Origin of the sequence: Xanthomarina gelatinilytica (genome assembly GCF_000348685.1) — a bacterium.
GTDB classification, from domain to species: domain Bacteria; phylum Bacteroidota; class Bacteroidia; order Flavobacteriales; family Flavobacteriaceae; genus Xanthomarina; species Xanthomarina gelatinilytica.
In genome coordinates, this window is sequence record NZ_ANLA01000015.1 from 1 (window position 1) to 12783 (window position 12783).

Annotated in this window: 13 protein-coding genes; 9 read left to right on the forward strand and 4 right to left on the reverse strand. The window is 34.1% G+C overall.

Going from position 1 to position 12783, the window contains the following annotated elements:
- Positions 1-174 precede the first annotated feature (174 nt).
- Both D778_RS09385 and D778_RS09390 read right to left on the reverse strand, forming a co-directional pair.
- On the reverse strand, positions 175-936 hold the full coding sequence (locus D778_RS09385) for a LytR/AlgR family response regulator transcription factor (protein WP_007650035.1): 762 nt from the start codon (positions 934-936) through the stop codon (positions 175-177).
- A gap of 3 nt (positions 937-939) precedes the next feature.
- Complete coding sequence (locus D778_RS09390; protein WP_238307644.1) at positions 940-2853, reverse strand: histidine kinase; 1914 nt, start codon at positions 2851-2853, stop codon at positions 940-942.
- Between the two features lie 679 nt (positions 2854-3532).
- On the opposite strand from D778_RS09390, the gene D778_RS09395 reads away from it, so the two are divergent.
- The 7 genes from D778_RS09395 (at position 3533) to D778_RS14610 (ending at position 8963) form a co-directional block, all read left to right on the forward strand.
- A complete protein-coding gene (locus D778_RS09395) occupies positions 3533-3874 on the forward strand; it encodes a hypothetical protein (protein WP_155949931.1) in 342 nt (113 codons plus the stop codon).
- Between the two features lie 165 nt (positions 3875-4039).
- A complete protein-coding gene (locus D778_RS09400) occupies positions 4040-4510 on the forward strand; it encodes a hypothetical protein (protein ID WP_155949932.1) in 471 nt (156 codons plus the stop codon).
- Positions 4511-4541: 31 nt separating this feature from the next.
- Positions 4542-5900 (forward strand): T9SS type A sorting domain-containing protein, encoded by a 1359-nt coding sequence (locus D778_RS09405; protein ID WP_081602633.1) that lies wholly within the window; start codon positions 4542-4544, stop codon positions 5898-5900.
- 139 nt (positions 5901-6039) lie between these two features.
- Entirely contained in the window at positions 6040-6738 is a 699-nt protein-coding gene (locus D778_RS09410) for a hypothetical protein (RefSeq protein WP_007650046.1), read from the forward strand.
- 56 nt (positions 6739-6794) lie between these two features.
- The gene (locus D778_RS09415; RefSeq protein ID WP_007650048.1) at positions 6795-7385 is read left to right on the forward strand and encodes a hypothetical protein; all 591 of its coding nucleotides are present in this window, start codon (positions 6795-6797) and stop codon (positions 7383-7385) included.
- 86 nt (positions 7386-7471) lie between these two features.
- Positions 7472-8377 (forward strand): Lcl domain-containing protein, encoded by a 906-nt coding sequence (locus D778_RS09420; RefSeq protein WP_007650050.1) that lies wholly within the window; start codon positions 7472-7474, stop codon positions 8375-8377.
- Positions 8378-8489: 112 nt separating this feature from the next.
- On the forward strand, positions 8490-8963 hold the full coding sequence (locus D778_RS14610; protein WP_007650052.1) for a T9SS type A sorting domain-containing protein: 474 nt from the start codon (positions 8490-8492) through the stop codon (positions 8961-8963).
- 507 nt (positions 8964-9470) lie between these two features.
- On the opposite strand, the gene D778_RS09430 is transcribed toward D778_RS14610, so the two are convergent.
- Positions 9471-9866: a hypothetical protein gene (locus tag D778_RS09430; RefSeq protein ID WP_040492062.1), complete on the reverse strand. Its 396-nt coding sequence runs from the start codon at positions 9864-9866 to the stop codon at positions 9471-9473.
- 115 nt (positions 9867-9981) lie between these two features.
- Here D778_RS09430 and D778_RS09435 point away from each other — a divergent pair, with 115 nt between their 5' ends.
- Positions 9982-10425 (forward strand): Lrp/AsnC family transcriptional regulator, encoded by a 444-nt coding sequence (locus D778_RS09435; RefSeq protein ID WP_007650055.1) that lies wholly within the window; start codon positions 9982-9984, stop codon positions 10423-10425.
- Between the two features lie 288 nt (positions 10426-10713).
- Here the strand turns inward: D778_RS09435 and D778_RS09445 are convergent, their stop codons facing one another.
- Positions 10714-11931, reverse strand: coding sequence for an MDR family MFS transporter (locus D778_RS09445; RefSeq protein ID WP_007650056.1), 1218 nt, complete (start codon positions 11929-11931; stop codon positions 10714-10716).
- A gap of 242 nt (positions 11932-12173) precedes the next feature.
- Between D778_RS09445 and D778_RS09450 the strand changes: the two genes are divergently transcribed.
- The gene (locus D778_RS09450; protein WP_040492064.1) at positions 12174-12776 is read left to right on the forward strand and encodes a DUF1684 domain-containing protein; all 603 of its coding nucleotides are present in this window, start codon (positions 12174-12176) and stop codon (positions 12774-12776) included.
- Positions 12777-12783: the final 7 nt, after the last annotated feature.

A 12783-nucleotide genomic window follows, 5' to 3' on the forward strand; every position in this document is an offset into this window, starting at 1 on the left:
CTTTTTTAGGATCCCGGTTCATTTTTTGGACCGGGATTTTTTTTGTTTTATGCTTTTCAAATGATGTGATATTAAACCTTTACTCTCTATGTTTTTAAAGTTAAATCATATTTAATCAATTTGTATGTTATTGTGCTTTTTGAAGTGATTTTTTTGAATAATAATAAAAATATTTCATTGCCCAAATCTCAGCATAGATTCCAAGATATTGTTAATTTCATTTCGCTTTTGCCTTGAAACAGGGATTTCTTTTTTATCGTTCATAAGTACTGTTCCTCCATCTTGTTTAAGAATGGCTTTAACAAATTGTGGATTGATTAAATGAGATTGATGTACACGTAAAAAACCATAATCACTAAGCATTTTTTCTATTTCTTTAAGGGTTTTACATATAAGTAGATTATTTTCATTTACTAAAAAAAAATAAGTATAGTTATTATCTGATTCACAACGTACAATATTTTTTATATCCACAATATGGTAGCCTACTGCTGTCGGCAATGCAATTCTAGAAGCATTAATTACCGAACTGTTTATATTGTTATGTAATAATTGCCATTGCTCTATAGTGGTCTTTTTGCGTCGTTTTTCCCAGCCAGATAGTGCCTTTACGATGCTTTTCTCTGTTATGGGCTTTAGCAAGTAGTTAATGGCACTATACTCAAAGGCGCGAATGGCATATTGGTCATAAGCTGTTGTAAAAATAATGTCAAAATCTATGGGTAATATTTTATCCAACAAAGCAAAACCATTAAGATTGGGCATTTCGATATCTAAAAATAGAAGGTCTGGTGGATTAGTTTTAATAAATTCCAAACCTGTTTCTGGGTTGCTAAATGTTCCGATAATCTCATAGTCAGTATGTACTTTTTTTATAAGACTTGTCAGTACGTTTATGCAATGTGTTTCATCATCTATAATTATAATTTTTTTCATTGTCTAATCGTTATATGTTATTGTTATGCGCGTGCCAGAAGGTTTACCGTTATCTTCCAAGTCCAAAATACTGAGTTGCATTTGGGTATGACTTACATGGTTGTAAAGTGTTAACCGTTCCTTTGTAATATTGGTTCCAGCAGATTGATGTGTTTTTTTTGTCTTACTACTTTCTTTTCGTCCAATTCCATTATCTTCAATAATAATTTGCAGTTGTTTGGAAGTGTCAAACACCAAAGAAAGGTTTTTTTCAGGTTTATTACTTGGATAAAGCCCATGCCATATAGCATTCTCTACGAAAGGTTGTAACAATAAGGGTGGTATGTTATATTGTGATAGTATTTCACGGGAATCACATTGGATGACATAGGAAAAATTATTCCCTAACCTTCTTTTTTCTAGAGAAAGGTATAGTTCTAATATTTCAAGTTCTTCTTCTACGGTAATACTATTTTTACTGCTGTTTTGTAATATGTTACGAAGCAATAATGAAAAATTATCCAAATAGCTAATAGCATCTTCCTCTCGTGACTGCATGACTAAATTTTTAAGAGCATTTAAACTATTGAATATAAAATGTGGGTTCATTTGTGAGCGTAATGCCAACATTTTCATGTTTCGTAAACGTTCATTAAACGATTTATTTAGTTGTTCTTCTTTTTGTTTTTCGATTTTAGAGTAGACCTGTACCAGTTCTTCAGTTTTTTGGTTGATTTGTTTATCCAATTCTTTGCGCATTTTGGTTTCCATAATTTGGTTTTGCTGTAATTGCTCAATCAATTTTTGGCTGGTCTTTTCTTTATCTTTTTGCACAAGAAACATGCTTTCCCCTAAAGCTATTGAAAAACAGAGCACTTCGCCCAAAAGCCCCGCCATAAAGATGACGTTTTGCGAGTGTGGGAAACTAAAAATGCCATTGGGTACTTGGTGTAAGCCACTGTAGAAAACAATGGATGAAAGAACTGAGCCTACAAAAAAAAGACTCTGTCCCACAACAAAATATTTGAGTAATGGATGTTTTACCTTGTAAATTATCCAGAAAAACAAGAATAGATTAAGAGGTAAAACAATGACACGTATTATTATAGATGCTATTCTTCTAACATCCAAATCAACCCAAACAAGATTAAATCCAAACCATAATATGGCATAAGTGAAGCAAATAATAGCAAATATTGTTAATGTTTTGGCCAGTTTAAGGTCAAACATCTTTACTGTAAGCAAATGCAGTATAAACAAAATATAAAAACCAATAAAGGTAAATTGTACAGATTCCAAAATCAGGTTTGAAAAATATGGAAAGTGAAAAGCAAGATTTGCTATGGTGGCAGGTGTAGTCTGTAAGACCAGAAACGCATATATAATTTGAAAAAACAGATAGCCAAAATAGTAGACATAAATTCGTTTCTGTAAACGAAAACAAAACACCAATACAAAAAGAGCAATGCAGCACATTGAAATCAGATAGACGTAGATAAACGCTATGGGTGGACCATGAATTTTTTGCACATTGTCCATAAACACCAAATGCCCAATTTTTGAGTACAAAATGGGAGCGGTAAATCTTGTGCTTTTATAATCAGTACTTAATTTTATATAGCATTGCGACTGTTGCAATGGTGAAAGTTTGAGTTCGGTAAAAAAGTACGATTTAGGTTCAGGGCGTTGGTTTAATGGTCTGAAGTAGCCATTTTTGTAATGTTTATACTCATCCTCTTTTTCAAGGTAAATATCGATGTAATGACCATCGTAAAAAAGATAGGTTGAAAGTATCTCTTGAGTAGTATTTTTTAGTTTGAAACTCATCCAAACTGCTGTGTCTTTACTTACCGTAAAAGTAGAGTCGTAAGCTTTCCAAGAAGTACTTTTTATAATATTATTAATCGAAACATCGCTAACGCTTTTTAAAGCTTGCACCTCTGGATTGCCAATTAGTTTGAAACTTGAGTCAATAGCATCAGCCTTTATCTGGGCAGATAAGGTATAAAAAGCCAAAAGATAGAGAAGCGTAATGATAACCAGTTTCTTCATTTTGCCATATATTTTTTAAAAGCCCAAATCATCTACTCATTCAATTTTACACAATATAAAAAATGATTTTTACTCCTTTATACAAAATTTAGAATTTGGCTGTATGGGTTTAGAATTTGGTTAGCCAAAGCTACTTCTTCCAAATTCTAAATGGAATCTGCCAAATTCTAAATACGTGTTTTTAAAACAACTATTGATGGTTAAGTTTGTTTCAAAACAATAATTATGAAAAGGTCAAGGTACATAATATTACTTTTGTTGTTGGTGGGTTTTACACAAACCTCAGAGGCTCAATTTTAAAAAAAACTCAAGAAAAGGATTGAAGAGAAGGAAGAACAGACTGTTGTTGAGAAAACTGCCGAAAAAGCTTCCGAAAAAGCTTCTAATTCTTTAGACAAAATTTTTGATGTTAACCTCAATAGTCCTCAGGCAAAGGGCAAAAAGGTAGATGCCAAAAATGTTCCAGACTCTTATCAATTTTCATATAAATACCAGTTAAAGATGACTACTGCAAACGGAGAGATGGACTTAGACTATTTTCTTGAGCCTGATGCCACATATAGGCATGAAAATGAACGCTGGCGTACCGTTTTTTAGGGTCATTGATGATGATGCAAATACTACTTTTATGTTTATGGAAAGCGGTGGCAACAAAGTGGTAACGGCAACTTCGATTGATATCGATGAAACCTTGGATGATATTGAAGACATTGAATCTCCATCGCTGGAGGATTTAACCATAACATACTTGCCCAATAAAACATTTTTAGGATACGATTGCATAGGTAAAAAGTTTGAAAATGATGCCTATACATTTGTATCCTATTTTACCGTAGATGCGCCCGTGAGTTTTGATCAAGTTTTCAAGTCTGAAATGGATCGTTATCCTGAACCTATAAAAGAATAATTCAAAAATTAAAAGGGTGCACTTTTGAGGCATATGGAAATGATCGATAAAATAAACAAAGGTAAAAAAAACACTTCGGGAACTATGGCGTGTGTGGCCATTGAAGCTGTAGACTATAAGTTTAGCACCAAAGATTATTTAAAACTATAAAATACGATTGACTATATGAAATCTTTTATCTATTCTATTGTTTTTATGCTCAGTATGTTTTGTACTACCGCTTTAGGGCAATCACTTTCAGGCAAACTTATTGTTGAAGGTTGGGGTAAAACCACCACATTGAAATCACAGGAACCAGTAGCTCTGTTCAAAAACTTTAGAGATGGCAAGCACAAAATCCTGTTCCGTTTTAAAAACATTTCGGGAAGAGAAGGGTTAGTGCTCTTTCAAATGAAAACTACCATTATCCATAACGGAAAAACCATTGGAAGCAGCAGCCGTAACGATTGGCCATGGTTGCCTGGTGATATGTATGTTCCCGTAGAAGCTTTCGATTTTATTCCGTTGCTTCAAAAAACGACCGTTAAAAACAAAGGCAAACTCGCTCCAGGAAATTATGAAATACAACTGGAAATGAAACCAGTAAAGGTACATTCAGAAGTCATAAGTACCACATTTTCGTTTAAGGTTGGGTAATTTTTAGATTAAAATAAAACATGAAATATATATGAAAACAACAGTACAAAATTTTACATTTTTTATACTTCTATCTCTATGTACTATACCATTGTCCATTGCACAAAGTTGGGAATATGTGGGTACGCCAGGGTTTTCAACTGGAGTTTCGACTTATTCTTCGATGGCTCTTAATAGTGCCGACGAGCCTTATGTCGCTTTTCGTGGTGGAAGTGGTAATTTTGCCCATATTGAAGTCATGAAGTTCGATGGAACCGATTGGATAGGTGTTGGGCAACCAGATTTCTCGGCACAAATGGTTTCGTATATCTCTTTGGTATTCAGCAATACTGATGAGCCTTATGTAAGCTATACAGACCATGGGAATGGATACAAGGCTACCGTTATGAAATTTGACGGAACCAATTGGGTTAATGTTGGTATTCCTGGTTTTTCAACAAGTGGTACACAATTTACCTCATTGGCGTTTAGCAATAGTGGTGAACCATATATAGCTTTTGCCGATGCCTCATTTTCACAAAAAGCAACCGTAATGAAGTTTAATGGCACAGATTGGGTCTATATTGGCGCTCCTGGGTTTTCGGCAGGTAAGGCCGACTTTATTTCATTTAAGTTTAGCAACAATGATGTGCCACACATTTCTTATAAAGATTTTGGCAATTCAGAAAAGGCAACAGTAATGAAGTTCGATGGTACCAATTGGGTAGATGTTGGAACACCAGGCTTTTCAACAGGAAAAGCGTGGAATACTTCCCTAGCATTTAGTAGTAACAATGAGCCATATATAGCTTTTTATGATTATATAGATAAAAGTTCAGTTAAGAAGTTTGATGGCACGAATTGGGTAAACGTTGGATCATCAGGTTATTCGGGTGGTGGTCAAGATTATATTTCCATGGCACTAAACTCTAACGACGAACCTTATGTAGCCTATTCGGATGGTAGTTATTTATATTGGGGAACCGTTAAAAAATTTAACGGTAGTAGCTGGGAAACAGTCGGAAACCAAGGTTTTTCCAATGAACAAATATACTACACTTCTTTGGTATTTAACAGTAATAATGAACCAATTGTAGCATTTAGTGATACTGGCTACGGTTTCGAATTGTCCGTTATGAAATTCACAAACACCATGAGCATTCAAGACAACGAGGTTTCAGGGGTTTCTTTATATCCCAACCCAGCCAACGATTTGGTAACCTTATCAAATTTACCATATGGAGAAACGGACATAAAAGTTTTTGACATTACGGGAAAAGAAGTGTTTTCAATCAACGCAAATACAGGAATAGAAACCATTGACACAACCAATTTTACCAATGGCATCTACATGGTACACATTGCCCATAAGGATAAAATAACCTATAAAAAATTGGTGATAAGCAATTAAGTTTAAGGCTGTCATCTTTAGGTGTAAGACACGAACAACGAAGCACTTTTCACAAATGATAACCAACCATTAAGAATGTTTTGTTTTTGACTGCTTTGAGGTTTACAATGACAATTCTAAAAATATTAAAAAACATACAATGAAACAGCAATTATTTACATTTCTTGGTCTACTTCTATGTATTTTAGGGCATACACAAACCCATACCGGAAAGCTTGAAAACCCGTTAAAGAATATGCCCGAAATGGACATAGTACTTTGGCCTATGGGGATGGACAGCGCTGTAAACATTGGGAAATTAACCGCCAATGGTACTTTGGAATTCAATTTTCCGGAAAAAGAAGCCTTCCAATCTGCAGATACGGAAAATCAAATGGTAGCGGACGATTTTAAATACGCACTCCGTTTTAATTGCATTGGGCAAGACGAACCCGAGTATCCAATTGTTATGGCAACTAGTATAAGCCCCATTTCGTTATGGCACAAAAACCGTTATGTGGGCGTGTTGTTTCCCGTTACCGACGAGAGGTTGATGCATTGGATGGAAGACGAAGCCTACAACAATCCCATTGAAGGCACATTTTACGAAATAGTTTACGTTGCTGAAGCCACCACACTTAAAACCGAATGCGCTACTACATTTCAGTTTTCAGAAGAGACGGTAAACGCCAGCTACCACTATCAATTGGAACTAGAAGCAGGATTGAATGTTATAGCCTATACCATTGAAGATATTCATAAAATGAATTCGAAAGTTACCTCCAATAAACCCAGTAAGGTTGTAGTTAAAAATGTTCAGGCAGAAGATGGTATTAAATGGATAGCAAAATATTTCTAAACAATAGAAAAAAAACAAGATGACTTGTATATGTTGAATTTTAAAACCAAAACCTTATGAGACCCATTTTTTTGATGCTGATTTTCATCTTATTTGCAACAAGTTCATGCAAGCAATCTTCAGATGAGGAAAATAATGTGTTTGAAGAAAAGATTGATGAACTTGAAAATTCAACTAAAGTTGGTTCTTGGCAACAAAATTTGATAACAACAGAACCATTGCAAATAGACCAACTCAAGGCTAAACTGCCTAAACAATTGGCAGGTTTGCCGTTAAGAAGTTCAGATTCACCGGCAGCTCAAACCGTTGTAGGAACCTATAGTGTAAGTACAAACCCTAATCATGAAACCGAAAATATTACAGTCAAAATTTTGGATGGTGCCGGAAATTATGGTTTTGGGCATGTCAATGCCGTCCACAAAATGATTTCCATGGAGGTAAACAACAAAGGGGATAATAATTGGGCAAAAACCCTAGACCATCAAGGTGTTAGGATTTTATTAAAAGAAGAGCGTGTTAAAGACATCCAATTTTCGGAGTTGCAATACATCAAACAAAACCGCTATCACATATCCTTGACTGGTAGAAGACTTGACAGTAAAAAGCTGTTGCAGGCAAAAACCGATTTAGAAAAAACCAATTTTTAATAGATTGATGCCTTAAAATGGGTTCGGTAATAAGAATGAACTGAATAGGACAATTATAAAAAACGAAATAACAAAAACAGATTCACATGAAAACAATACTACAAATTATGGTGCTTTTCCTTTTTGGAAGCACGTTCGCACAACAAGGCATTAATTATAAAGCCATTGTTAAAGACGGCTCTGGTAACGTGGTTGCTAACGATTTAATACAGGTACAGTTTACCATTTTACAAGGTGCCACAAGTGTGTATCAAGAAACCCACAGCCCAACCACCGATGCCAATGGCATTGTTATTATAAACATTGGCGAGGGCATACCCATTTCAGGCACATTCAGCACCATTGATTGGAGTGCAGACGACCACTACCTAAACGTACAGATAAATACAGGAGGCGGCCTTACTGATATGGGCACGACGCAGTTTATGGCAGTACCTTATGCCATACACGCACAAACTGCTGAAAGTGTAAGCGGTGTAACCACCTATTCTGTGGGTGACTTTGCCCATGGCGGTATTGTATTTTGGGTTGACGAAACGGGACAACATGGTCTTGTTTGTGCCAAACAAGACCAAAGCACAGGAGTACGTTGGTATGCAGGGACCAACGGCAATACTCAAGCCAAGGGAAACGGACCTTATGCTGGCAAAGCAAACACATCAATTATTATTGCTGCACAAGTTGCCATTGGAGATGATGGTAACACATATGCAGCTCGTATTTGCAATGAATTACTAATTACAGAAAACGGTAAATACTATGGCGATTGGTATTTGCCCTCGAAATACGAACTAAACCTGATATATCAAAACATGGTAAGCATTGATACTACGGCAATAGCAAACGGAGGTAGCCTTTTATCTTATGCCCTCTATTGGAGTTCTACCGAGAGCAATAGCAACGACGCATGGTATCAGGACTTCGGCGATGGCAGCCAGCTCAGCGCTGGTAGACTTAACACACTCAGGGTTCGCGCTATTCGTGCTTTTTAACTATTTAATCGCCTTTGGTAGTCGAATTTTGCGAAAAAAGAGATTAGAGACAAACTTGCTTGAGCTGAGCGTAGTCGAAACATAGACTTTATAAAACAATAAAAATTAACACATGAAACACATACTAACATTCATCATCAGCTTTGGGTGCTTATGGGCTCAAGCTCAAACCATCGAAAAATTCTCTATTGATAGTGGTGGTAACAGTACTTCAAACGGCAACATAATTGTACTTTATACTATAGGTGAAGTAAACGTGCAAGAGCTCAATGCAGGTAACATACTTTTATCTGAAGGATTTATTAGTTCTGGTTTTGGAGAAACTTTAAACATTGAAATAAGTTCAATAGACAACCAATTGTTGTTGTACCCAAACCCTGCTAAAGATTTTGTAACTATTACCAATTTGCCTCATGGAGAAATACAAATGATAGTTTTTGATATAAATGGAAAAGTAATTGTTTCAAAAATAGTAAATACGGAAACAGCAAGAATAGATACATCCAATTTTTCAAATGGAGTTTATATTGTGTGGTTAAACCATAATGGATACATTATTCATAAGAAATTGCTTGTAAACAAATAGCAGATCTTATTTTGAGAAATGATTTTAGGAGGTAACCTTAAATGGGTAAAAATAACCTCGTTTCAACTGTCTTGAACAACAGCAGGAAAGTTGACAAAAACAATTAAAAATTAAGCAAAAGATATGATTTACACAGTGCCTTATTGTTGTTTTCTACATACAATCTTTAATGGAAGACATTAAGCCTCACATAATTTATAGTATAACCATTGCATCTTATTAATTCAAAATAACTTTTAATTTTAGACACATTTTTGTTGTTATATAATTTAAAGAAGGTGTGTCTGGATTTTTTTGCCGTGGCACAGCCCATCATGCCGCAACTTGAAAATGACCATATGACAGGGCGCTTGAAATTAGGTGAAACCTTTTGTTTATGAAATCATTCAGCTTTCAGTTTTGTATTCACTTTAAAATGTGTTTTTAACAAAATTGAATATAGATTTTTAAACTAAAACGCTAATTATTATTTATTTAGGAAATTTGAATCTAGTCCCTATTGACTGATTAAAGCGTTAAAGACCATGTATGTTGCAGTTTTCTAAACTTTTTAAGTTCATTTCTTAGTATAGGTAGATAATCTTTGCCATTACTATTAGACTTTTCTAATCGGCAACAGTTTTTATAGAGTAGATTAGTTAAACGTTTTACAGATGCAATATGTTTGTGCTTTTTATCACTATATTTTTCCAATTCAGCTTTTTCTATTTCAGGAGCTAAAGAGGTGGATTGTTGCACTATATCTCCAGAGAAATATATGTTAATATCTTCTTTTCCATCGGGTTGTAAATACGCTAAATCTTGATTTAAATATGTTGAAATACTTCGAGACAGAACAATAATATCCATAGCCTTTTGATATATAGGCAAATGGGACAAATGTGAAGGCATATTTGGAATCATTTATTATAGCAATTTACTCAAAAGTAGTAACTAGTTTTCATTTTTAACTTTTGATTTTAAGGTAAAGTTGTATATTTGATTTAATATTTAATGTTTTTTATAAAATTTCTTTAAAATGAGTCTTGATCAATTAAATTGGAAAATTCTTAAATGTTTGCAGAGCAATTCGAGACAATCCAATGCAGAAATAGGTAGGCAAGTAGGGATTAGTTCTCCTGCTGTTTCAGAACGGATTAAGAAAATGGAAGACCTTGGAATTATTCAAAATTATCATACAACTGTTTCCCCTTTTGAAGTTGGCTACCAATTAAAAGCATTAATTACCATTAGAGCTTTTATGGGTATGTTAAAGCCTTTTTTGGAAAAAGTTAAATCTTTTGATGAAGTAATTAATTGCTATAGAATTACAGGTAATGAAAATATAGTAATGGAAGTTGTTTTAAAAAATCAGAAGCACTTGGAACTTTTTATTGACCAATTGATAGTTTATGGTGAAACCAAAACTCAAATTGTCTTATCGCATGTTATTAAACACAACCCTGTGAAACCATTAAAATAAATACTACATATCTTTATTGTTAAATGGATTATCATCATTTGGATCATGATCTACATAATTTATTCCAGGAGGATTTAAAAGATCCCAACGATCAATCATGTAATTCCAACAATCAAATGTTTTTACCCATTCTGCAAATAAAATCCTAGATTCATCAATTTCATTTCTTAATAAATCTAAATATTCTAGGTCTTTATAACCACGTATATCTATGCATGAGCCTTTTTAAGGAGTTCTCTGGCAGATTTTCTTAGCCGCATTATTTTTTAATTTATAGATACTATCAAATTATTTCAGGTATAATTCATTTTTCGACTTTAGGTATTGTTTTAAATAATATAAAAGGCTTACACAAATCAGTCCTAATAACCCCATAATAAGCCATGTTGCATCAAAACCAAAGCTGTCTACTAAATGTAATCCTGCATTATGCCCAAAAATGTGGGAAATAGAAAATGAAATGGTATATAGTGCCATATACTCCCCTTGATTTCCTTTTTTAGCGCGTTGCATGGCAAATGCATTTGAAAAAGGAAAAGCAATCATTTCCCCAATAGTCATTAATAACATGCCAATAACCAATACGCCAACCCAAGAAGTTAAATCAAGGACTAAAAAACTTACTAATGTTAGTGTAGCACCAAATATCATGAGTCCAGGTTTGGTATATCGCGTATGTTCAAGCCACTTGATTAGAGGCATTTCCAAAATAAAAATAAAAAAGCCGTTTAATCCCAACAGCAATCCTATTTCAAATTCTGAAAGCTTATGTACATCTTTGTAATATAATGGCATGGTAGAAAAATATTGCAGGAAAATAATTCCAAATAACGTCATAGAAGCTAAAAATATCCAAAAAGCCTTGTCTTTATAGGCTGATTGAGGATTCTGGTTTATAACATTATCCAATGTCTTTGCCTTTTTAGGGTTTAGTACTTTAATAAGAAGAAGTGTTGCTAACATACAGGTAAATCCATCAACCCAAAACAACCCATTATAGCTCATTGTTGTAATAATCAAGCCTCCAACAGCAGGTCCGGCAGAAAAACCTAGGTTAATGGCCAAGCGAATTAAAGTAACCGATCGTGTTTTGTTTTCTGGTTTGCTATAAGCACTTAATGCCACAAACATGGCAGGACGGAACATATCTGCCACTAACATGATAATAAAAATGCCAATGCAGAATGAAACAAAAGTATTTAAGAATTGCAATCCTATGAACAGAATTCCGGTTGATAGCAAACTTCTCACCATTACTTTATAATACCCTATTTTGTCTGTTAATTTTCCTCCAAGCCAAGAACCTGCGACAGAACCCAAACCAAAGGCAGACATAACCCAACCAACTTCTGCAAAAGTAAAATTTAAACTTTTGGTCAAGTACAAGGATAAAAATGGAATAACCATGGTGCCTGCCCTGTTGATTAACGTAATGAGTGCAAGCCACCAAACTTCAGAAGACAGTCCTTTAAAAGTATTAATATAATTGCTAAAAAGTGTTTTCATTTTTTCTTAAATGAGATATCTTAAAAGTAAAAAGTCCGACGTTTTCGTCGGACTCACTTATATATAATTTTATTTGATAATTAAATCACTAGAATACATAGATTGCCCAACGCTTCTTCTTACCAGAAGTGGTTTGTTTTCTACAAATAGTGACGTAATTAAACATTGTTTTTTACTTTTAATGACTCAAATCTAAACAAAATACTTTAAAGTTGTATTTTTGAAATGAAAAAAATATTACAATGAAATACTTCCTGCAATTTTTTTTATTGATATCAGTTTTAAGCTGTGCGCAAGATAAACAGCCAATTTTGGGAGAAACAGAGTTTCAAAGGAAAATGAATGCCGATTTTAAAGATGCTACCAAATCGCCATTAAAAGACAAAGACCGCAAAGAATTTAAAGGACTTGATTTCTTTAAATTTGATTCTACCTATGTTGTAACTGCAACTTTAACTAGAACACCTGATGAAACACCTTTTAGGATGAAAACAACAACAGACAGATTGCCCATGTATGTGAAGTATGGAGTTGTGACATTTAAGTTGAAAGGCAAAACACACGAACTTAATATTTATCAAGATTTGGATTTGAAAAACCAAATTGGCTATGATGATTACCTATTTCTTCCTTTTTTAGACCTTACCAATGGAGACACCACTTATGGAGGAGGACGTTATGTAGAATGTAGAATTCCAGAAGATGATAAGGTTATTATAGATTTTAACACGGCCTACAACCCTTATTGCGCTTATAATGAAAAATATTCATGTCCCATTGTTCCTAGAGAGAATTACTTAGAAACTAAAATTGAAGCAGGAGTTAAGGCCTTTAAAAAACATTAAAGCGCCT

Coding starts and splice junctions, on each gene's coding strand:
- D778_RS09385 (WP_007650035.1), bottom strand. CDS start 936: ATGAAAAAAATTATAATTATAGATGATGAAACACATTGCATAAACGTA.
- D778_RS09405 (WP_081602633.1), top strand. CDS start 4,542: ATGAAAACAACAGTACAAAATTTTACATTTTTTATACTTCTATCTCTA.
- D778_RS09445 (WP_007650056.1), bottom strand. CDS start 11,931: ATGAAAACACTTTTTAGCAATTATATTAATACTTTTAAAGGACTGTCT.
- D778_RS14610 (WP_007650052.1), top strand. CDS start 8,490: ATGAAACACATACTAACATTCATCATCAGCTTTGGGTGCTTATGGGCT.
- D778_RS09430 (WP_040492062.1), bottom strand. CDS start 9,866: ATGATTCCAAATATGCCTTCACATTTGTCCCATTTGCCTATATATCAA.
- D778_RS09415 (WP_007650048.1), top strand. CDS start 6,795: ATGAGACCCATTTTTTTGATGCTGATTTTCATCTTATTTGCAACAAGT.
- D778_RS09420 (WP_007650050.1), top strand. CDS start 7,472: ATGAAAACAATACTACAAATTATGGTGCTTTTCCTTTTTGGAAGCACG.
- D778_RS09400 (WP_155949932.1), top strand. CDS start 4,040: ATGAAATCTTTTATCTATTCTATTGTTTTTATGCTCAGTATGTTTTGT.
- D778_RS09410 (WP_007650046.1), top strand. CDS start 6,040: ATGAAACAGCAATTATTTACATTTCTTGGTCTACTTCTATGTATTTTA.
- D778_RS09435 (WP_007650055.1), top strand. CDS start 9,982: ATGAGTCTTGATCAATTAAATTGGAAAATTCTTAAATGTTTGCAGAGC.
- D778_RS09395 (WP_155949931.1), top strand. CDS start 3,533: ATGAAAATGAACGCTGGCGTACCGTTTTTTAGGGTCATTGATGATGAT.
- D778_RS09450 (WP_040492064.1), top strand. CDS start 12,174: ATGAAATACTTCCTGCAATTTTTTTTATTGATATCAGTTTTAAGCTGT.